18 protein-coding genes and 1 tRNA gene are annotated in these 19846 nt (G+C 61.9%); 9 read left to right on the forward strand and 10 right to left on the reverse strand.

The annotated features are described in order from the left end of the window. Window positions 1–246 precede the first annotated feature (246 nt). Complete coding sequence (locus ABIE40_RS12080) at window positions 247–1590, forward strand: MFS transporter (protein WP_199629206.1); 1344 nt, start codon at window positions 247–249, stop codon at window positions 1588–1590. 82 nt (window positions 1591–1672) lie between these two features. Here the strand turns inward: ABIE40_RS12080 and ABIE40_RS12085 are convergent, their stop codons facing one another. The 5 genes from ABIE40_RS12085 to ABIE40_RS12105 form a co-directional block, all read right to left on the reverse strand. Continuing rightward, window positions 1673–2674 (reverse strand): ABC transporter ATP-binding protein, encoded by a 1002-nt coding sequence (locus ABIE40_RS12085; protein WP_199629207.1) that lies wholly within the window; start codon window positions 2672–2674, stop codon window positions 1673–1675. An 11-nt stretch (window positions 2675–2685) separates the two neighbouring features. Beyond that, on the reverse strand, window positions 2686–3750 hold the full coding sequence (locus ABIE40_RS12090) for a Gfo/Idh/MocA family protein (protein ID WP_199629208.1): 1065 nt from the start codon (window positions 3748–3750) through the stop codon (window positions 2686–2688). Then, window positions 3747–4589 (reverse strand): carbohydrate ABC transporter permease, encoded by an 843-nt coding sequence (locus tag ABIE40_RS12095; RefSeq protein ID WP_130277960.1) that lies wholly within the window; start codon window positions 4587–4589, stop codon window positions 3747–3749. The genes ABIE40_RS12090 and ABIE40_RS12095 overlap by 4 nt, the downstream gene beginning before the upstream one ends. A gap of 10 nt (window positions 4590–4599) precedes the next feature. Continuing rightward, window positions 4600–5544, reverse strand: a complete 945-nt coding sequence (locus tag ABIE40_RS12100; protein WP_112715566.1) for a carbohydrate ABC transporter permease — start codon at window positions 5542–5544, stop codon at window positions 4600–4602. Between the two features lie 245 nt (window positions 5545–5789). After that, complete coding sequence (locus ABIE40_RS12105; RefSeq protein WP_199629209.1) at window positions 5790–7049, reverse strand: ABC transporter substrate-binding protein; 1260 nt, start codon at window positions 7047–7049, stop codon at window positions 5790–5792. Window positions 7050–7582: 533 nt separating this feature from the next. Here ABIE40_RS12105 and ABIE40_RS12110 point away from each other — a divergent pair. Genes ABIE40_RS12110 through ABIE40_RS12130 form a run of 5 tightly spaced genes read left to right on the forward strand, consistent with a single transcriptional unit; the run spans window position 7583 to window position 10821 of the window. Then, on the forward strand, window positions 7583–8467 hold the full coding sequence (locus ABIE40_RS12110) for a glucosamine kinase nucleotide-binding domain-containing protein (protein ID WP_199629210.1): 885 nt from the start codon (window positions 7583–7585) through the stop codon (window positions 8465–8467). Then, window positions 8464–9228: a GntR family transcriptional regulator gene (locus ABIE40_RS12115; protein WP_199629211.1), complete on the forward strand. Its 765-nt coding sequence runs from the start codon at window positions 8464–8466 to the stop codon at window positions 9226–9228. The genes ABIE40_RS12110 and ABIE40_RS12115 overlap by 4 nt, the downstream gene beginning before the upstream one ends. Window positions 9229–9288: 60 nt before the next feature. Further along, window positions 9289–9555: a type II toxin-antitoxin system ParD family antitoxin gene (locus ABIE40_RS12120; RefSeq protein ID WP_199629212.1), complete on the forward strand. Its 267-nt coding sequence runs from the start codon at window positions 9289–9291 to the stop codon at window positions 9553–9555. Beyond that, window positions 9556–9870, forward strand: a complete 315-nt coding sequence (locus tag ABIE40_RS12125) for a type II toxin-antitoxin system RelE/ParE family toxin (protein WP_199629213.1) — start codon at window positions 9556–9558, stop codon at window positions 9868–9870. It begins immediately after the preceding gene. A gap of 48 nt (window positions 9871–9918) precedes the next feature. Then, complete coding sequence (locus tag ABIE40_RS12130; RefSeq protein ID WP_199629214.1) at window positions 9919–10821, forward strand: hypothetical protein; 903 nt, start codon at window positions 9919–9921, stop codon at window positions 10819–10821. Window positions 10822–10883: 62 nt separating this feature from the next. On the opposite strand, the gene metH is transcribed toward ABIE40_RS12130, so the two are convergent. Continuing rightward, window positions 10884–14657 (reverse strand): methionine synthase, encoded by a 3774-nt coding sequence (gene metH, locus ABIE40_RS12135; protein ID WP_199629215.1) that lies wholly within the window; start codon window positions 14655–14657, stop codon window positions 10884–10886. A gap of 173 nt (window positions 14658–14830) precedes the next feature. Between metH and ABIE40_RS12140 the strand changes: the two genes are divergently transcribed. Continuing rightward, window positions 14831–16090: an AGE family epimerase/isomerase gene (locus ABIE40_RS12140; protein ID WP_199629216.1), complete on the forward strand. Its 1260-nt coding sequence runs from the start codon at window positions 14831–14833 to the stop codon at window positions 16088–16090. Between the two features lie 42 nt (window positions 16091–16132). Here the strand turns inward: ABIE40_RS12140 and ABIE40_RS12145 are convergent, their stop codons facing one another. From ABIE40_RS12145 to ABIE40_RS12160, 4 genes are all read right to left on the reverse strand, one after another. Beyond that, window positions 16133–16621, reverse strand: a complete 489-nt coding sequence (locus tag ABIE40_RS12145) for a heme-degrading domain-containing protein (RefSeq protein ID WP_199629217.1) — start codon at window positions 16619–16621, stop codon at window positions 16133–16135. Between the two features lie 101 nt (window positions 16622–16722). After that, window positions 16723–17124 carry a DUF4174 domain-containing protein gene (locus ABIE40_RS12150; RefSeq protein ID WP_199629218.1) on the reverse strand — a complete coding sequence of 134 codons (402 nt, stop codon included), beginning with the start codon at window positions 17122–17124 and terminating at the stop codon, window positions 16723–16725. Between the two features lie 102 nt (window positions 17125–17226). Further along, complete coding sequence (locus ABIE40_RS12155) at window positions 17227–17610, reverse strand: BRA0787 family protein (RefSeq protein WP_199629219.1); 384 nt, start codon at window positions 17608–17610, stop codon at window positions 17227–17229. A 244-nt stretch (window positions 17611–17854) separates the two neighbouring features. Further along, the gene (locus tag ABIE40_RS12160) at window positions 17855–18601 is read right to left on the reverse strand and encodes an SIMPL domain-containing protein (RefSeq protein WP_199629220.1); all 747 of its coding nucleotides are present in this window, start codon (window positions 18599–18601) and stop codon (window positions 17855–17857) included. A gap of 153 nt (window positions 18602–18754) precedes the next feature. Between ABIE40_RS12160 and ABIE40_RS12165 the strand changes: the two genes are divergently transcribed. Both ABIE40_RS12165 and ABIE40_RS12170 read left to right on the forward strand, forming a co-directional pair. Continuing rightward, a tRNA-Ile gene (locus ABIE40_RS12165) sits at window positions 18755–18830 on the forward strand. A gap of 312 nt (window positions 18831–19142) precedes the next feature. Next, a complete protein-coding gene (locus ABIE40_RS12170; RefSeq protein WP_199629221.1) occupies window positions 19143–19574 on the forward strand; it encodes a type 1 periplasmic-binding domain-containing protein in 432 nt (143 codons plus the stop codon). Window positions 19575–19846 lie beyond the last annotated feature (272 nt).

Raw genomic sequence — 19846 nt, forward strand, 5'->3', positions numbered from 1 at the left:
GAGCCCCCTCACCCTGACCCTCTCCCCGCTGGGGAGAGGGTAAATCGACGCTGCGGCACGCTTCCCTTCCCCCCGGGGAGAAGGTGCCCGAAGGTTTCAGGTGCAACTCGTTGCACCGGAGATGAGGGGGGCCACGCGCCGTAGCGATCTCGGCAGAGGCCAACAAACACCGCCACTGCCCTTGAAATACCCGCCCCAATGGCGCAAGGACCGACATATTACCGGTCCATAAAGAAGCGCAGCATCATGTCCCCCACCACGGCATCGCCGGCGGCTCCGCGCCGCCTTACCTCCCAGGATTTCCGCACCCTCGGTCTTTCGGCCCTGGGCGGCGCGCTGGAATTCTACGATTTCATCATCTTCGTCTTCTTCGCGACCGTCATCGGCGGCCTGTTCTTTCCGCCCGACATGCCCGACTGGCTGAAGCTGATCCAGACCTTCGGCATCTTCGCCGCCGGCTATCTGGTGCGCCCGATCGGCGGCATCGTGCTCGCCCATTTCGGCGACAAGTTCGGCCGCAAGCGGGTCTTCGCTTTCTCGATCCTGCTGATGGCGCTTTCGACGCTCGGCATGGCCGCGATGCCGACCTATGCCTCGATCGGCATTGCCGCGCCGGTTCTGCTGATCCTGATGCGCATCCTGCAGGGTGCGGCGATCGGCGGCGAGGTGCCGGGCGCCTGGACATTTGTTGCCGAACACGTTCCCTTCCGCCGCGTCGGTTTCGCCTGCGGCTTCCTCTGCTCCGGCTTGACGCTCGGCATCCTGCTCGGCTCGTTCATCGCGACGATCATCAATTCGGTCTTTACGCCCGAGGATGTCGCCGCCTATGCCTGGCGGATCCCCTTCTTCCTCGGCGGCATCTTCGGCCTCGTCGCCGTCTATCTGCGCCGCTGGCTGCAGGAAACGCCGATCTTCGCCGAGATGAAGGAAAGCCGGTCGCTGACCCATGAACTGCCGCTGAAGGCGGTGCTGCGCGATTACCCGCGCGGCGTCATCATCTCGATGCTGCTCACCTGGATCCTGTCGGCCGGCATCGTCGTCACCACGTTGATGACCGCGACCTTCCTGCAGAAGCTCTACGGCTACACCGCCCAGCAGTCGCTCGCCGCCACCAGCTTCGGCACGCTGTTCCTGATCTTCGGCACGGCAGCCGCCGGCGCCATCATCGACCGCACCGGTTCGGGCAAATTCTTCGTCTTCTCCAGCATCTTCTTCGCCGCCGCGACCTTCGCCTTCTACAGCTATGCGGCCGTCTCGTTGACGGTGCTCTTCGTGCTCTACGCGATCATGGGCCTTGCCGTCGGCATGGTCGGCGGCGTGCCCTACGTGATGGTCCGTGCCTTCCCGGCCCGCGTCCGCTTCACGGGCCTGTCCTTCTCCTACAACGTCTCCTACGCCATCTTCGGCGGCCTCACCCCGCTCGCCGTCGCCTCGCTTCTACCGGTCAACCCGATGGCCCACGCCTACTACCTGCTGTTCATCGCAGCGCTGGCCTTCGTGCTTGGTCTATACCTGTTGGTGAAGGGCGACAGCGTCGAGGCGGAAGTCGGGATCGAGGAACTGACGGACAGGCTGGCGCAGAAGGCTTGATACGGAAAAAGGCGGCGTTGCCTTGGCAACGCCGCCCTTTATTTATGAGTGCTGCGGGCCCGCTGGCTCCTACACTCAATCCCTACCTGATCGCCCGATCATTCCCATCGAACCGGTGCATATGCGCCTTGTCAGGCGTCGCGAACACCACCTCATCAGGCTCATACTGATGCTCGCCGAACAGGCGCGCCGTCAGCAGGCCGCACTGGTCGGATTCCAGATAGACGATGGTGTCGGCGCCGAGATGCTCGACATGGACGATCTTTGCCTTCCAGGTGCCGCTGTCGCGTGACAGGGTCAGGTGTTCCGGGCGGATACCGACGGTCTTCGCCTGCCCGTCGCCGAGCTTGTCGGCGGCGATGAAATTCATCATCGGTGAGCCGATGAAGCCGGCGACGAAGGTATTGGCTGGGCGGTTATAGAGCTCCATCGGCGAACCGACCTGCTCGATCGCCCCGGCGTTCAGCACGACGATCTTGTCGGCGAGCGTCATCGCCTCGACCTGGTCGTGGGTGACGTAGATCATCGTCGCCTTCAGCTGGCGGTGCAGCTTGGCGATCTCCAGGCGGGTCTGGACGCGCAAGGCAGCATCGAGGTTCGACAGCGGCTCGTCGAACAGGAAGAGTTCCGGCTCGCGGACGATGGCGCGGCCGATCGCGACGCGCTGGCGCTGGCCGCCCGAAAGCTCCGCCGGACGGCGGGCGAGATAGGGCGCGAGCGACAGCATGTTCGAAGCGCCGGTGACGCGCTTCTCGATCTCGTCCTTCGGCGTACCGGCCTGCTTCAGGCCAAGGCCCATATTGTCCTTCACCGTTAGGTGCGGATAGAGCGCGTAGGACTGGAAGACCATGGCGATGCCGCGCTTGGCGGGCGGCGTCAGCGTTTCGTCGCGGCCGTTGATCATCACCGTGCCCGAGGTCACATCCTCGAGACCGGCGATGCTGCGCAGCAGGGTGGACTTGCCGCAGCCGGACGGGCCGACGAAGATGACGAATTCGCCGTCATTGACCTCGAGGTCGATGCCCTTCAGCACCTCATGAGTGCCGTAGGTCTTGCGGATGGATTTGAGTTGAAGCGATCCCAAAGTCGAATTCCTTACAGCTTGACGGGCTTGCCGGTGCGCGCGCTCTCGTCGGCGGCCAGGCAGATGCGCAGCGACGCGACGGCGTCGCCCATGTGGCGGGTGAGGTCCATATTCTCGCGGATGGCCTTCAGCATGAAGGCCTGCTCGCGGTCGCAGAGCTCCTGATGGCCGGGCTCGCCCGCCATCGTCATATCCTGGTCGGGCCTGATGAACTTGCCGTCGGGGCCGGTCTCGGCGCTATGCAGGCGGATGACAGATGTCTTGGTATGCGTGTCGATATCGTCGGACTTGGCGTTCGGATCCATGACGATCGACACCGCCCCGTTCGGTGACATCACGTCCTTCACGAAGAAGGCCGTCTCCGAGATCATCGGTCCCCAGCCGGCCTCGTACCAGCCGCAGGAACCGTCTTCGAAAATCACCTGCAGGTGGCCGTAATTATACATGTCGGGCGCGATCTCGTTGGAGAGACGCAGGCCCATGCCGCGCACTTCCACCGGCTTCGCATCGGTGATCTGGCACATGACGTCGACATAGTGAACGCCGCAATCGACGATCGGCGGCGTCGTCTGCATCAGCGATTTATGCGTTTCCCAGGTCGGGCCGCTGGACTGCTGATTGAGGTTCATACGGAAGACATAAGGGCCGCCGAGCTTGCGCGCTTCCTCGATCAGCTTGATCCAGGACGGGTGGTGGCGAAGGATATAGCCGATAACGAGCTTGCGCCCGGCCTTCTTCGCAGCCGCCACGACCCGCTCGGCATCGGCAACCGTCGTTGCCAGCGGCTTCTCGACGAAGACGTCGCAGCCAGCCTCGAAGGCGGCAACGGCGTAGTCGGCATGGCTGTCGGAATAGGTGCAGACGGCGCAGAGGTCCGGCTTCAGCTCGGCAAGAGCCGCATAGAAATCCGGATGGATCTTGTAGCCTGCGAGCGCCGGATCGAGCTTAGGCGTCGAGCGGTTGACGAGACCGACAATCTCGTAGCCCGGATTGTTGTGATAGGCGAGCGCGTGGCTGCGGCCCATATTGCCGAGACCGGCGACGAGGACGCGGACGGGCTTCTGAGAACTGCTCATTTCACTGCTCCAGAGGTGATGCCGCGGATCAGCTGCCGCGAGAAGATGACGTAGAGAACGAGGATCGGCAGGATCGCCAGCGACAGTGCCGCCAGAACCGCGTTCCAGTTGGTCACGAACTGACCGATGAAGATCTGGCTGCCGAGCGTCACGGTCTTCGTCGCCTCGGCCGGCGCCAGGATCAGCGGGAACCAGAGATCGTTCCAGATCGGGATCATCGTGAAGACGGCGACCGTCGCCATGGCCGGCCGCACCAGCGGCAGCACGAGGCGGAAGAAGATCGCATATTCGGAGAGGCCATCGATGCGCCCGGCATTCTTCAAGTCATCGGAGACCGTGCGCATGAATTCCGAGAGAATGAAGATCGCCAGCGGTATCCCCTGCGCCGTATAGACGAGGATCAGCGCCGTCAGCGTATTGACGAGACCGGCAGCCACCATGCCCTGCAGGATCGCGACCGTGCCGAGACGGATCGGGATCATGATGCCGATCGCCATGTAGAGGCCGACGAGCGTATTGCCCTTGAAGCGGTATTCGGAGAGCGCGAAGGCCGCCATGGCGCCGAACAGCAGCACCAGGAAGATCGACACGATCGTCACGACGAAGCTGTTCTGGAAATAGAGCGCGAAGTCCCCCTGCCCCAGAACCGTCTGGTAGCCGACAAGGCTGAAGGTCGACGGCGTCGGCACCTGCAGCGGCGAGCGGAAGATCGCGTTGCGGTCCTTGAACGAGTTGATGATCGTCAGGAACACCGGGAAGATCGCGATCAGCGTGTAGCCGATGAGCGCCAGATGCACGAGACCGGTGCGGATGGGAGAAGTGCGGGCTTTGTTGGACATGTCGCGCTCCTCAGAACTGGTACCGGCGCATGCGGCGCTGGATGGCGAAGAGATAGAAGGAAACGCCGGCAAGGATGATGACGAACATCACGGTGGCGATCGTCGCGCCCATCGACCGGTCGCCGAGCTGCAGCTGGAAACCGAAGAAGGTGCGATAGAGCAGCGTGCCCAGAATGTCGGTCGACATATCGGGGCCGGCAAGCGCGCCCTGCACGGTGTAAACGAGGTCGAAGGCGTTGAAATTGCCCACGAAGGTGAGGATCGAGATGATGCCGATCGCCGGCAGGATGAGCGGCAGCTTGATCTTCCAGAACTGCGCCCAGCCGGTGATGCCGTCGCATTCGGCAGCCTCGATGACTTCTTCCGGGATCGAAAGCAGCGCCGCATAAATCAGCATCATCGGGATGCCGATATACTGCCAGTTGGAAATCAGCGAGACAGCGATCAGCGCCGGACCGGACTGGCCGAGCCAGGGCGCAAACAGCCCCTTCATGCCGACAAGGCCCATCAGCCAGGGCGCAACGCCCCAGATCGGCGACAGGATCAGCTTCCAGATGAAGCCGACGATGACGAAGGACAGCAGCGTCGGCAGGAACATGGCGGTGCGGTAGAAGGCGACGAAACGCAGCCTCGGCGTCGACAGGAGCGCTGCCAGCGCAATGCCGATCGGGTTCTGCACGCACATGTGAATGACGAAGAAAATCAGGTTGTTGACTAGGGCGTTCCAGAAGTCGTGCGCCCAGCGCGCGTCTCCGAACAGCACCTTGTAGTTGGCGAGCCCGACAAAGGTCGATTGGCCATCGACCAGATTGTAGAACGAAAGCCTGAGCGTTTCGATCAGCGGCAGGATCATGATCGCCGAATAGACGACGAATGCCGGAAAGAGAAAGACGCCGATATGCCAGCGCACGGGGCGCTTGATCGGAGTGATGTCTGGGTTTGCGGCTTCGCTCATTGGCCCTCGCCTTATTGCTATTGGCTGACGTCGAAGCGCAGCGCAGATGAATCTCGGGGACGGTCAGGTGCCCTCTGATGCGTCATGCCATGGGCATGACGAAAGACCCCTTCTGGCCTGCCGGCCATCTTCCCCACAAGGGGGAAGACAACTCGCGGCATGCTTCCCTCCCTGCCATTTGCCGCAGGCGCGCTGCGGCAAAGGCCCCTCCCTTTGTAGGGAGGGGTTGGGGAGGGGTTTTCGCGTTACTTGCCCGGCTTGTACCAGCTGTCGAGGCCCTTCTGGAGCTTCTCGCCGGCAACGGCAGGGGTGTCGGTGCCGTTGATGACGTTGGCCGATTCAACCCAGGTCTCGTTTTCGAGGTTCGGGGTGCCGCGCGACAGGATCTGGTAGGTCGAGCGGACGGTCGACTTGTACGGGCCGCGCCAGGAAACGAATTCCTGAGCAAGCGGATCGCTCATCTTGACCGGGTTGGAGTTCAGGCTGAAGAAGCCCGGCAGCGAGTTCGCGTAGATGTCGGCGAATTCGCTGGAAGCGACCCACGACAGGAACTTCTTGGCTTCTTCGGCATGCGCGCTCTTGGCGTTCAGGGCAACACCGATATCCGGATGGTCGGAGATGTAGCCCTGGTCGCCAGCCTTCGGAACCGGCGGCGGGAATGCGCCCATCTTGAACTGAGCCTGGCTGTTGAACAGCGCGATTTCCCACGAACCGGCCGGGTAGATCGCTGCACGGCCGAGCGTGAAGAGGTTCTGGCTGTCCGAGTAGGTCTGGGCTTCGAAACCGTCGCCGAGGTAGGGCTTCCACTTGGCAAGCTCTTCGTAGGGCTTGACCCAGTCGGCATCCGTCAGCTTCTGCTTGCCGGAGATCAGAGCGGCGCGGCCGTCTTCACCCTTCCAGTAGTTCGGACCGATGTTCTGGTAGCCCATGGTTGCGGCTTCCCAGAGGTCCTTCGTGCCCATGGCGAGCGGAATGTAGGTGCCGTCAGCCTTGATCTTGTCGAGGGCTGCGAAGAACTCGTCTTCCGTCTTCGGAACAGCGATGCCGAGCTTGTCGAAGGCATCCTTGTTGTAGATGAAGCCGTGGATAACAGAGGCCATCGGCACGCAGAATGTGGACTTGCCGTCGTCGGTCGACCAGGCAGCCTTGGCAACCGGCGTGAAGTTTTCCATGCCCGAGAGGCTCGTCAGGTCGGCCAGCTGCTTCTTGTTGAAGAGTTCGAGCGAAGCGTCGAACGGACGGCAGGTGATGATGTCACCAGCAGAACCGGCATCGAGCTTGGCGTTGAGCGAAGCGTTGTACTCGGTCGGAGCGGTCGGAGCGAAGACGATCTTGATGCCCGGGTTCTTGGCTTCGAAAGCCGGGATGATCTTTTCCTGCCAGATTTGCAGGTCGTCGTTACGCCAGCTTTCGACAGTCAGCGTCACATCGGCGCCATAGGCGAAACCGGCAGACGTCAGCAGGCTCGAAGCCAGCAGCAGACTTTTCAGAGCAGTGTTTTTCATTTCCCTCTCCTGTTTTAAGCGCCATCCGGCGCCTCTTTGGTTCTGAAACAAGCAATCGGCGTGTCTGAGGAAACACCCAACGCCCCCTTTCGAGGATCGCCAGGGCTGGCGGTCCCTTAAGCTCGAACCGGCGAAAAAGGCGCAAGGCCTCCGGCCGGACTGCACCCTCCCAATACGCAAAGCGGGGCGCGGTATTCTCAAGGGGAAGAGCTGATGATTGCGGGGCGGCGGATTGCCCGCTAGGCGATCCCAAGCCTGATACAATCGTCTTCAGGAGCGTCCCGGCCGCTGATTTTCGTGCCGGTGTAAATTTGCCCCTGTTTGCCGTTCCCTTTTTCAGAATTAAGTCCAAAAAAATACCAATTGTCCAGCCGAATTTAACTTTTGGCGGTCCGAATTTTCATAAAAAATTTTTATTATTTAAAATCAACATGATAGAAATATGAAATTTTCGAGCCAATTTTGCTTGGTAAATGGTATTTTTTTGGTATGGTAATAAAAAAACGACGGGAACAGCGTTATCCGGGGGTCCGATGACGGAACTGGCAATCGGCATTGATGGCGGCGGATCGAGCTGCCGCGCCGCGGTCGCAGACCGGACCGGCAAGATTCTGGGCCGCGGCACCGCTGGCCCCGCCAATATCCTGTCCAATCTCGAAGGATCGCTCGAGAACATCATTCTCTCCGCGAAAGAAGCGCTGCGCGACGCCGCACTGGCGCCTGAAACCGTTTCCAGCGTCTCCGCCGTCGTCGGCGTCGCAGGCGCCAATGTCGGCGACTACGGCAGCCGCATCGAGAAAGCCCTTCCCTTCGCCGATGGCAAGGTCGTCACTGACGCGCTGATCGCGCTGCAGGGCGCGCTCGGCGATTCCGATGGCGTGATCGGCGCCTTTGGCACCGGCTCCGTCTATAACGCGCGCCGCAACGGCAAGGTCAGCGGCATCGGCGGTTGGGGCTTCATCGTCGGCGACCAGGCAAGCGGCGCCCGCCTCGGCCGCGACCTGCTGGAACGCTCGCTGCTCGCCTATGACAAGGTACGCGCAGGTTCTGCCCTGACGGCAAAGGTCATGGCCGAGTTCGGAAACGATCCCGAGAAACTGGTCGAATTCGCCCACATCGGGAAACCCAAGGATTTTGCGCGCTACGCGCCCGCCGTCTTCGAACATGCCGGTAACGGCGACGACGTGGCCGCCGGTATCGTCCGTGATGCGGCGGCTGCGATCGGCGAAAATCTCGACGCACTGATCTGGCCCGGATGCCCGGCGATCTGCCTGCTCGGCGGCCTCGCCAATGCCTATCGCCCCTGGCTCGCCGAGCGCCATCTGGCATTGCTCGCCGAACCGAAGGGCGATGTCTTGCAGGGCGCCGTCGAGCTGGCCGTCAAGCGCCTGAACGTCGAGACGCGGGGTGCCGCATGACCGAAGATCTCTCCACCATCCTCTCGCCAGAACGCGTCCAGGCCGGCGGCACCGGCCCGCTCTACGTCAAGCTCCGCCGCACGCTGGAAGAAGCCGTGCGCAAGGGCACGCTCGGCCATGGCGACGCCCTGCCCCCGGAGCGCGACATCGCCGAATTCGCCGCCGTCAGCCGCGTCACCGTCCGCAAGGCGATCGACGATCTCGTCGCCGATGGCCTGCTCGTGCGCCGTCACGGCTCCGGCACCTTCGTCGCCAAGCCGGTCTCCAAGGTCGAGCAGCGCCTGTCGCAGCTGACATCCTTCACCGAAGACATGGCCCGGCGCGGCATGACCTCGCGCTCCGAATGGCTGCACAAGGGCATCCACACGCCCTCGCCCGACGAAATGATGATCCTCGGCCTCGGCACCGACATCAAGGTCTCGCGCCTCTCGCGCCTGCGCATCGCCGACGACCAGCCGCTCGCCATCGAAAACGCCAGCGTCTCCGGCGAATTCCTGCCCGACCCGTCCGTCGTCACCACCTCGCTCTATGCCGAGCTCGAACGCCGCCAGGTTCGCCCGACCCGCGCTGTCCAGCGCATCTCCGCCACCAACATGAAGGAAGCCGACGCCCACCTCCTCGGCGTCCCCGTCGGCGCCGCCGGCCTGTCGATCGAGCGCATCTCCTACCTCGCCTCCGGCCGCGCCGTCGAATTCACCCGCTCCCTCTACCGCGGCGACGCCTACGATTTCGTCGCCGAACTGACGATCGGCGCGAGCTAGACTGTTATTCAATGTTATCTATTGCTATCATCCAACGCCTACCAAGCGATGGAGAGAGCAATGGCAAGCATCGCGCTGAGCGAACACTACGAGCGCTTTATCAAGAAGCAGCTTGAATCCGGCCGCTACAACAACGCCAGCGAGGTCGTTCGCGCCGGCCTGCGACTGCTGGAAGACTATGAAGACGGACGGGAAAAGTGGCTTCGTGACGAGGTCGCGGCCCGCTTCGACGAGATCAACGGCGACCTCGAGACCGGCGTATCGCTCGACACCGCCTTCGGCAACATCGAGCAGAGACACAAGGCCAGATTGGCGAAAGAGAAGTAGGTGGCCGAATATAAGGTCGTCCTTCACCGGGAAGCCGAGCGCGAACTCGCCGAGCTCTACGACTATATCGCCGATCAGGCGGGCGCTGCCATCGCCTGGAATTTCATCTCAGGCATCCGCGACTTCTGCATCGAGCTGACGACATTCCCGGAACGCGGCAGCCGGCAAGACCATATCCGCAAGGGCCTTCGCGTGGTCGGCTACAAGCGCCGCGTCAGCATCGCATTTACAGTCGCCGGAGGAACGGTCGTAATCCTTGGCATTTTCTATGGCGGCAGGCAGATAGGATCACGCAGTCTCAGATCCCGCAAATAGCGCCGATCGCATTGAAGAGCCGCTCGCCCGACGCTATTCCTTGAGGTCATGACGACAGCACCCAGAATTTCCGTCCTCGACGCCGTTTCCGATCCGGGCAATCCGGCAAAGGCAAACGAAGACCGCCTCGGCCACAACGAGGCCTGCGCCTTCGTCATCGACGGCGCGACCGGTCTCGGGGATCGGCAATATGTCGATCCTGACGGCAGCGACGCCGCCTGGATTGCCGCGCGTTTCGCGGACGCTTTTCAACGCGGCATCACCCGCGAGACCGCAATCCCGGATATCGCCCGCGTGGCATCGGAAGACGCCCTCAAGAGCTTCACCGGCAGCCATCCCGACGTCCCCCGCTACGCCTCGCCCCTCTCGGCCTTCGCGATGGTGCACGCGACGCACGACGCCTTCACCTTCTACGGTCTGGGCGACTCCTGCGCCTTCCTGCTTCAGGAAGACGGTTCGGCAAGCCTCCACACGGCGATACCCGGCGCCTATGCGCGGGAGCAGGAGCACGCGCGCAACCACATCGCCCGCACCGGCGGCATCAACAACGGCGGCGGCGCCCTCGCCGACCCCGAGACGCTGGCCGCACTTCGCCGCCATCGCGAGAGCCAGAACACGCCCGGTGGCATCTGGACTCTCGGCCTCGTTCCCCAGGCAGCCGACCACCTCGTCCATGAGCCGCTACCGGTCAAAACCCGCGCCCACGCCATCATCTGCAGCGACGGCCTGGCCGACCTCGTCGTCCTCTATGCGCTTTACGATGCGGCAAGCCTGGTCCGAACGGCGCTCGACAAAGGACTGCGCCCGATGATCGACGAGCTTCGCCGCCTGGAACGCGAAGTCGATCCCGACGGCCTGCGCTATCCCCGCTTCAAGCAAAGCGACGACACGACGGCGATCTTGGTGGAGCTCACGACGTGGAGAGAAATTACCATAACTTCAAAAAGATAAGGGCGGAAAGTGAATCACTTTCCGCCCTTCTTGATTCAATCTCTGAAGACCGCAGCCTGAAATCAGGCCGCGTCCTCGATCTCGTCGCTGGCCTTGGCCGGTACATAGTTGAGCACCGGTCCGAGCCAGCGCTCGACTTCGGTGACCTCCATGCCCTTGCGGGCGGCATAATCTTCCACCTGGTCCCGCTCCACCTTGGCGACGCCGAAATAGTAGGAGTCGGGATGGCCGATATAGATGCCTGAGACGGAGGAGCCCGGCCACATCGCGTAGCTCTCGGTGAGCTTCACGCCGGCGGTGTTTTCGGCATCGAGAAGTTCGAACAGCGTCTTCTTCTCGGTATGATCGGGCTGTGCCGGATAGCCGGGCGCCGGGCGGATACCGGCATATTGCTCGGTGATCAGCTCGTCGTTCGAGAGCGTCTCGTCCTTGGCATAGCCCCAGTATTCGCGGCGCACCTGCTCGTGCATGCGCTCGGCAAAGGCTTCGGCGAAGCGGTCGGCCAGCGCCTTGACGAGGATCGACGAGTAATCGTCGTTCGCCCGCTCGAAGCGCTCGGCGATCGCCACTTCCTCGATACCGGCGGTGACGACGAAGCCGCCGACATAGTCCTCGAGTCCCGTCGCTTCCGGCGCCACGAAATCCGAGAGGGCCACGTTGGGGCGGCCGTCACGCTTCGACAGCTGCTGGCGCAGCGTGAAGAAGGTCGCGAGTTCTTCCTTGCGGGCATTGTCCTTGAAGAGGCGGATATCGTCGCCGACGGCGTTCGCCGGCCAGAAGCCGATGACGGCGCGCGGGCGGAACCACTTCTCGTCGATGATCTTCTTCAGCATCGCCTGCGCATCGTTCCAGAGCGCGCGCGCTGCCTCGCCCTGCTTCTCATCCTCGAGAATGGCCGGATAGCGGCCACGCAATTCCCAGGTCTGGAAGAACGGCGTCCAGTCGATATAGCGGGAGATATCGGCGAGATCATAGTCGTCGAACACCTTGGTGCCCAGAAAGCTCGGCTTGGTCGGCTTGTAAGCCGCCCAATCGACCTTCTGCGCATTCTCGCGGGCACGGGAGAGCGGCAGCCGCACCTTTTCCGCCTCGCTGCGCGCATGGGCGGCAGCAACCTTGGCATATTCGGTGCGGATATCCGCAATGTAGGTGTCGCGGCTATCGGGAGACAGCAGCGACGAGACGACGCCCACCGCGCGGCTTGCGTCGGTGACGTAGATCGCCTGGCCCTTGTCGTAACCCGGATGGATCTTGACCGCCGTATGGACACGGCTAGTCGTCGCGCCGCCGATCAGCAGTGGGATATCGAAGCCCTGGCGCTCCATTTCGGCCGCCACATGCACCATTTCGTCGAGCGACGGGGTGATCAGGCCGGAGAGACCGATGACGTCGACCTTCTCCGCAATAGCCGTCTCGAGGATCTTCGTCGCCGGCACCATGACGCCCAGATCGATGATCTCGTAATTGTTGCAGGCGAGCACGACGCCGACGATGTTCTTGCCGATATCGTGGACATCGCCCTTGACGGTCGCCATCAGGATCTTGCCGGCGGAGCGCTGCTCGCTGCCGCCGTTCAGCCGCTTCTCCTCTTCCATGTAGGGAAGAAGAACGGCAACGGCCTGCTTCATGACACGTGCCGACTTGACCACCTGCGGCAGGAACATCTTGCCCGAGCCGAATAGGTCGCCGACAACATTCATCCCGGCCATCAGCGGCCCTTCGATGACATGCAGCGGCCGGGCGACCTTCTGGCGCGCTTCTTCGGTATCAGCCTCGATATATTCGGTAATGCCGTTGACCAGCGCATGCTCGAGACGCTTCTCAACAGTCCATTCGCGCCAGGAGAGGTCCTGCGCCTTGGCTTCCTTGGCGCCGGCGCCACGGAAGCGCTCGGCCACCGCGAGCAGCCGCTCGGTGCTGTCGGCCCGGCGGTTCAGCACCACGTCTTCGCAGGCTTCGCGCAGTTCCGGCTCGATCTGGTCGTAGACGGCGAGCTGGCCGGCATTGACGATGCCCATGTCCATACCGGCCTGGATGGCGTGGTAGAGGAACACGGCATGCATCGCCTCGCGCACCGGCTCGTTGCCGCGGAACGAGAAGGACAGGTTGGAGACGCCGCCGGAAATATGCACCAGCGGCATTTCCTTGCGGATCGTCCGGGTCGCCTCGATGAAGTCGACGCCGTAATTGTTGTGCTCCTCGATACCGGTCGCGACGGCGAAGATGTTCGGATCGAAGATGATGTCCTCGGGCGAGAGGCCAGCCTCTTCCGTCAGCAGCTTGTAGGCGCGGCGGCAGATTTCGACCTTGCGATCGTAGCTATCCGCCTGCCCCGTTTCGTCGAACGCCATGACGACGACGGCCGCACCATAGCGATGCAAAAGCTTCGCCTGTGCCAGGAAATTCTCTTCGCCTTCCTTCAGCGAGATCGAATTGACGATCGGCTTGCCCTGGACACACTTCAGGCCCGACTCGATGATCTGGAATTTCGAGCTGTCGATCATCACCGGCACGCGGGCGATATCCGGCTCCGCGGCGATCAGGTTCAGGAACTCGACCATCGCCTTTTCGGAATCGATCAGGCCCTCGTCCATATTGATGTCGATGACCTGCGCGCCGTTCTCGACCTGATCGCGCGCCACATCCAGTGCCGTCGTGTAATCGGCATTGGTGATCAGCTTGCGGAATTTGGCCGAGCCGGTGACGTTGGTGCGCTCGCCGACATTGACGAAGGGAATGTCCTTCGTCAGCTCGAAGGGCTCGAGGCCCGACAGCGACATGAAGGGGCGATGTTCCGGGATCGGCCGCGGCTTGTACTTGGCCACCGTCTCGGCGATGACGCGGATATGCTCCGGCGTCGAGCCGCAGCAGCCGCCGACGATATTGACCAGACCTTCGCGGGCAAAGCCCTCGATCTGCGCCGCCATCAGCTCTGGCGTCTCGTCATATTGGCCGAACTCGTTCGGCAGGCCGGCATTCGGATAAGCGCAGATGAAGGTGTCGGCAACGCCGGACAGTTCCTGCAGATGCGGACGCATCGCATTGGCGCCGAGCGCGCAGTTGAGGCCGATGGTGAACGGATTGGCGTGACGCACCGAATTCCAGAAGGCCGATGGCGTCTGGCCCGACAGCGTGCGGCCGGAAAGGTCGGTGATCGTGCCGGAGATCATCACCGGCAGACGCACGCCCTTGGCCTCGAAGCGCTCCTCGCAGGCGAAGATCGCCGCCTTGGCGTTCAGCGTATCGAAGATCGTTTCGATCAGGATGATATCGGCGCCGCCATCGATCAACCCGTCGATCTGCTCGCCATAGGCAATGCGCAGGTCATCGAAGGAGACGGCGCGGTAGCCGGGATTGTTGACGTCGGGCGAAATCGACGCGGTGCGGTTGGTCGGGCCGATGGCGCCGGCCACGAAGCGGCGGCGGCCGTCTTCACGCTCGGCGCGGATGGCCGCGCGGCGCACGATCTCCGCACCCTCCTTGTTCAGCGCGTAAACCTCGCCTTCCATCTCGTAATCGGCCTGCGCGATGCGGGTCGAAGAGAAGGTATTGGTTTCGAGAATATCGGCCCCGGCCTTGGCATATTTATAATGGATTTCTTCGATCGCATCCGGCTGGCTGAGGATCAGAAGGTCGTTATTGCCCTTCTGGTGACAGGCGCAGCCGATGAACCGGTCGCCGCGGAAGTGATCCTCATCGAAGCCCAGGCCCTGGATCTGGGTACCCATGGCGCCGTCGAGAACGAGAATGCGCTCGCTGGCCGCTTGTCTCAGCGCCGCGAACACTTCACTGCCGTCGCGTTTTGCCCCATCGGGACCAAAAAGATTGTCGAACACGGGCGGACTCCTTGCGTCGTTCAAGACCAGGGTGATGAAATCACATAAAGATATCTTTATGTCAATATATGCCTGCCACAAGAATGGATTACAAGGCGGGGCGGCGTGACAGACTCGGCGGACCTCTATATAGGCGTTCCGCAAGGCTTTGTGCATGAAATCGGAGGAGCGACATGGCATCGGCAAACGGCAGCAGCGGTCTCGGAAACTGGACGACCCGCGCCTATCACCGCAACTGGCTCTTGGCCCAGGCAAACGGCCTTTTCGATTTCTTTCAGCACCAGTCGATCAACCCGAAGGGCGGCTTCTACGATCTCGATGATCAGGGCAAGCCGCTCGACGCCGAGGGTCAGGTGCGCAGCATCCATATCGCCGCCCGCGCCGTCCACTGCTTTGCCGCAGGCACCCTGCTCGGCCGCCCCGGCGCATCTGATGTCGTCGACCACGGCATGGACTATCTCTGGAACCATCACCGCGACCGCAAGAACGGCGGATATTTCTGGTCCCTCGACAATAACGGCCCCGTCGATTCCAACAAGCAGGGCTATGGCCACGCCTTCGTGCTGCTCGCCGCATCCTCGGCCAAGACCATCGGCCATCCGCTGGCCGACGGCATGCTTGCCGATATCACCGAAGTCCTGAATACCCGCTTCTGGGAAGCCAGGCACGGCGCCATCGCCGAGGAATTCACCGCCGACTGGCAGCCGCTCGATGGCGGCAATTACCGCGGCCAGAACTCCAACATGCACCTGACGGAAGCGCTGATGGCCGCCTTCGAGGCGACCGGCGACCGCGAATATCTGACCAAGGCCGAAAGCATCGCCGATCTCGTTATCCGCCGCGCCGCCGGTTCGGTCGGCTGGCGCGTCGCCGAGCATTTCGGCGCCGACTGGAGCCTCGACAAGAACTACTACCACCCGAACGAAATGTTCCGCCCGGCCGGCACCACGCCCGGCCACTCGCTGGAATGGGCCCGCCTCATCCTGCAGCTCTGGGTTCTCGGCGGCAAGAAGCTGGACTGGCTGCCGGACGCCGCCAAGGGCCTGTTCTCGCAGTCGATGGCGCTCGGCTGGGACAATGACAAGGGCGGCTTCTTCTATACGCTCGATTGGGACGACAAGCCCGCCAAGCGCAACAAGCTCTGGTGGCCGGCCTGCGAAGCGGCAGCCGCGGCCCACTTCCTCAACGAGCACCTGCCGAGCGATTTCCACGAGGAAAGCTACCGCAAGGTCTGGAACGTCATCGAACGCTGCTTCATCGACCACGAGAACGGCGGCTGGCACGAAGAGCTGACGGAAGACCTCGTGCCCTCGCACAGCCTGTTCCCCGGCAAGGGCGACATCTACCACGCCCTGCAGGCCTGCCTGATCCCGCTCTTCCCGGCGACCGGCAGCATCACCAAGGGCATCATCGAAGCCGGCGGCAAGCTCTAAGCACTAGAGCCATTCCCGTTCCGGCGGGAATGGCCGCATGCCCTATCCGAGCCGCAGCGAATCCAGATCCTTCGCCAGCATCAGCGCCAGCGCCTCGACCGCGAGATTATGGTCGTCGCGCTGCGGCAGGCCTGAAACCGTGACCGCGCCGATGCAGCCGGTGCCCTTCACATTTATCGGGAAGCTGCCGCCATGGGCGGCGTAATCGGCGCTCGAAAGCCCGTTATCCTCGATCGTCTTGCCATCCGATTTCAGCTTCAACCCGCAGGCATAGCTGCTCTTCAGATAGCGGAACACCATGTTGCGCTTGCGCCGGACCCACTGCACATTGTCGGGCGTCGCGCCCGGCAGCGCTACGTAGAAGACCTGCATCGAATGCAGCGACACATCGATCGCCACCTTCAGCCCCCGGTCGGTCGAAAGCTCCTGCAGGAGCTTGCCGAGCTGCCAGGCGCTCGTCAGGTCGAAGCTGTCGAAGGCGAGCACCTTTTCCTGTTCGGCGATGCGAACCAGATCATCCTCGATGGTCATCACAGGCACTCCTCTCCTCATACGACTAGGAGAGAACATCCGCAGGGCGCAGAAAAAAGTAAAGCGAAATCGTAGTGATAGCTCTGCCCGGACGAGAGCGCCTAGTGCGGCATGGTGGCCAGCGCCCCGATGATCTCCTCGGGCCGCATCGGCTCGCTGGCGCGCAGCTTCACCCGGCCGTCGCGATCGAGCAGGATCAGCCCGAACTCGCCCGGCTGCGGACCATCGAGCGTGTCGCGCAGCTCGTCGGCATCCAGATCATGCGGATCGTTGAACAGCGGAAACACGCCGCCGCCGGCAATGTTGAAGACCTCGATATCTTCCTCGATGAACCGCAGATGCGCCTTGCGCAAGAGATCGTCCTGGCGCGATGCCCGGTCGTCTTCGGCATCGGCAAACACCAGCAGCACGCGCTTCTTGCCGCCGAACGGCCTGAGGCAGCGCGGCGTAGAGACCGTGTGCAGCTCGGTTCCGAGAATTTCCCGTACGAATGATTTCAGCATGATGCCCATCCTTCCTATCGTCATCAACGGCTGGAAGCCTGAGCGGTTCCCGCAGGAAGCGGGGCAGGATCGCCAGCTGACGGCGATCCTGCAATTTGGGTGCTATTCGCGCGATTCGCGCGGTGCAGCGCGGCCGGTGACGGCCACGACATCGGTCCCGCCATTGGCGAGAAGCCGTTTACGAACCAGAACGCGCATGACGCGCGCCGCTGTCGAGAAGGTCATCTGGTCGAGAGGACCCTCGCCTTCCCAGGGCTTGGTCAGCCGTTCGGTGACGGCACCGACGATATTCATCGGCACGATGTCGTCGCATTCGCGCATGGCTTCGAACACCATGCTGATCGGCAGGACCTTCCCTTCGAAGGTCACGATCGGTTCTGTGAGTTCCGTATCCCATTCTTCGAAGGCATAAAGAGCCTCACGGAAGAGTTCCTGAAGGGTGAACGGGGCGTGTCCGTTGTGAAGTGGCGGCAAGGCATTCGTCATGTCTGTCTCCTCTTGGCAGGGATGAAGCCATTTCCTCCTCATCGGCCGGGAATTAATGCGGAAAACAGAACTCGGGTTCCCTCGCGCGGCCGAATAACACGATCGATTTTATAGTGTAACACACGCGTGATAAAGCGATTTATGTCCACGCCTTGGGAAAAGGCGCCGCCAGAAACAGTTAAGCCGTTGATATCGCTTAACGATACCAACGGCTATTTTTACCACCGGAAGCCGATGTCAGCGCTTACTGCTCGAGCACGAAGGTGACATTGACCGTAACATTATAGGTGTTCTCGCCGCCCTGAACCGGCACCGAGGCATCGGCGGCCTCCTTCATCATGGCAGCGCGATAGACCGGCTGCGGCATCGGGCGGGCGCTGTTTTCGCTGATTTCGAGGATCCGGCCGAGCTTGACGCCCGCCGCTTCCGTCAGCGTCTTCGCCTTCTTCAGCGCCGAGGCGACCGCATCCTTGCGCGCCTCGTCGATGACGCCTTCCGGCTTGTCATTGGTGAAGGTGATGTCGCCGCCCTGGTTGATGCCCAATGTCACCGACTGGTCGATGATGCCGCCGAGCTTGGAAAGGTCGCGCACGCGCACGGTGATTCCATTCGACACCTGGTAGCCGATCAGCTCCGGCTGCTTCGGCTGGCCGTCGGTGCTCTGCGGATAGTTATATTGCGGCTGCACCGAGAAACCTGCGGTCTGCAGGTCTTTCTCGGCAATCCCGCCCTTCTTCAGCGCCGCCAGCACCTCGGTCATCGCCTTGTTGTTCTCGTCGAGTGCCTCGCGCGCCGTCTTCGCCTGCTTGACGACGGAGAGATTGACGATCGCCATGTCGGGCGCCACCGAAGACTGCCCGTCCCCCGAAACCATGATGACAGCCTCACGCGGCTTGGAATCATCGGCAATCGCCGCCGCCGTCACCGGCAGCACCGCCGCTGCCGTGATCAAAAGACCGAGCGCGAGTTTCCTGGTATTCTGCAGCGCCATGTTTCACTCCTTGGTTGTCGCTACCCCTTTCTCTTCTTTGGCCATTGATTGTGAAGCTATTGCGGCAACGTCTTGTCGCTGCATCCGAATTACGCTAGAGCGAAACCGCTGCGGGGAACCATTGCCCCGAAGCCAGCGCAGGCTTCTGCGTCAGGGCCTGTAGCTCAATGGTTAGAGCCGGCGGCTCATAACCGCTTGGTTGGGGGTTCGAGTCCCTCCGGGCCCACCACTATTTCCAGGTTTTCGTGCCGTGCGGCCCGTATCGCCGGCTTTCCCTGGTCAACAGGAAAACGACTTGATGTCGTCTCCCGCGCCACTTAAGATAGTAGAAATTCGCACCTTTACAAAGGCTTAGTATGTAACTCTTTTGGTCACCCGCGCGGGCCGGAGGACTTTGGAGCTTAAAGCAGAAAAGGCCCGTTCGAAGTCCGGTTCGAGTCGTCAGCACCCGCCGTGGCTTCGTTGTGTTTCCCTCGGCGGCAATCAATTGTCTGGTCAACGAACTGGTCAACGAATCAGTCTTTAGGCCGTCGATCGAATTATGGAGAAAGAGATATTGGTGCGCTGCTTCGCGGCGTTCGCGCACCCGGCGAACGTGCTGGCCGCCAGATGCTCCCGACTTCAAGCATACAGCAAAACTCAATCAAGCGTACACACGTTTTGGAACCGTGTTGGCGCTTGCTGCCGGCAATCCGTCCTTTCAAAGGAAATGAAGCTCGGCCTCTCGATGCCAGCGCTTAACACTCCATTTTTTACCGTTCTGGTGGACGCAGCAATGGAACAGGCGAAGTCGGGCGGCGGCTCGGTTGTGCAGACGACCAACGCCAATCGTGACGCCAGCCAGCAGGTGACCGACTTACGCAGCCTCATCAACGTCGGAGCGAACACTATCCTCGCTGGCGTCGTAAACTGCGCGGCGATCAGCCCGCCCTCGACTATCCTAAGAGCAAGAACGTTCCTGTTGTCATCGTAGACGACAAGCCCGCAGCCGGCGACGTACACGCTTTAGTGCGTGCCGATAACTTGGCTATGGACGCGCGGGCGGCTGAAGGGCTTGCCGCTGGAATGCCTGACAAGAACGCCACCGTTCTTCACATTCCAGGCGGATTGACCTAGACGCCGGCCGTGACCGCAAGAACGGCTTCGATGAAGCATTCAAGAAGGCATACCAGCAAGATGATCGAGCAGGCCGCCAACTAGGAAGGCAAGAATTCGTCGATAATCCGTAGTCCCCGGTCGCGACGA

It is taken from the genome of Rhizobium sp. OAE497 (assembly GCF_040546565.1).
GTDB lineage: Bacteria > Pseudomonadota > Alphaproteobacteria > Rhizobiales > Rhizobiaceae > Rhizobium.

What these genes read in the sequence shown, in the direction of transcription:
- ABIE40_RS12095 (WP_130277960.1), bottom strand. Translation starts at nt 4,589, where the DNA reads ATGTCCAACAAAGCCCGCACTTCTCCCATCCGCACCGGTCTCGTGCAT.
- ABIE40_RS12130 (WP_199629214.1), top strand. Translation starts at nt 9,919, where the DNA reads ATGACGACAGCACCCAGAATTTCCGTCCTCGACGCCGTTTCCGATCCG.
- ABIE40_RS12090 (WP_199629208.1), bottom strand. Translation starts at nt 3,750, where the DNA reads ATGAGCAGTTCTCAGAAGCCCGTCCGCGTCCTCGTCGCCGGTCTCGGC.
- ABIE40_RS12115 (WP_199629211.1), top strand. Translation starts at nt 8,464, where the DNA reads ATGACCGAAGATCTCTCCACCATCCTCTCGCCAGAACGCGTCCAGGCC.
- ABIE40_RS12105 (WP_199629209.1), bottom strand. Translation starts at nt 7,049, where the DNA reads ATGAAAAACACTGCTCTGAAAAGTCTGCTGCTGGCTTCGAGCCTGCTG.
- ABIE40_RS12155 (WP_199629219.1), bottom strand. Translation starts at nt 17,610, where the DNA reads ATGACGAATGCCTTGCCGCCACTTCACAACGGACACGCCCCGTTCACC.
- ABIE40_RS12170 (WP_199629221.1), top strand. Translation starts at nt 19,143, where the DNA reads ATGGAGAAAGAGATATTGGTGCGCTGCTTCGCGGCGTTCGCGCACCCG.
- ABIE40_RS12160 (WP_199629220.1), bottom strand. Translation starts at nt 18,601, where the DNA reads ATGGCGCTGCAGAATACCAGGAAACTCGCGCTCGGTCTTTTGATCACG.
- ABIE40_RS12100 (WP_112715566.1), bottom strand. Translation starts at nt 5,544, where the DNA reads ATGAGCGAAGCCGCAAACCCAGACATCACTCCGATCAAGCGCCCCGTG.
- ABIE40_RS12110 (WP_199629210.1), top strand. Translation starts at nt 7,583, where the DNA reads ATGACGGAACTGGCAATCGGCATTGATGGCGGCGGATCGAGCTGCCGC.
- ABIE40_RS12120 (WP_199629212.1), top strand. Translation starts at nt 9,289, where the DNA reads ATGGCAAGCATCGCGCTGAGCGAACACTACGAGCGCTTTATCAAGAAG.
- ABIE40_RS12145 (WP_199629217.1), bottom strand. Translation starts at nt 16,621, where the DNA reads ATGACCATCGAGGATGATCTGGTTCGCATCGCCGAACAGGAAAAGGTG.
- ABIE40_RS12080 (WP_199629206.1), top strand. Translation starts at nt 247, where the DNA reads ATGTCCCCCACCACGGCATCGCCGGCGGCTCCGCGCCGCCTTACCTCC.
- ABIE40_RS12150 (WP_199629218.1), bottom strand. Translation starts at nt 17,124, where the DNA reads ATGCTGAAATCATTCGTACGGGAAATTCTCGGAACCGAGCTGCACACG.
- ABIE40_RS12140 (WP_199629216.1), top strand. Translation starts at nt 14,831, where the DNA reads ATGGCATCGGCAAACGGCAGCAGCGGTCTCGGAAACTGGACGACCCGC.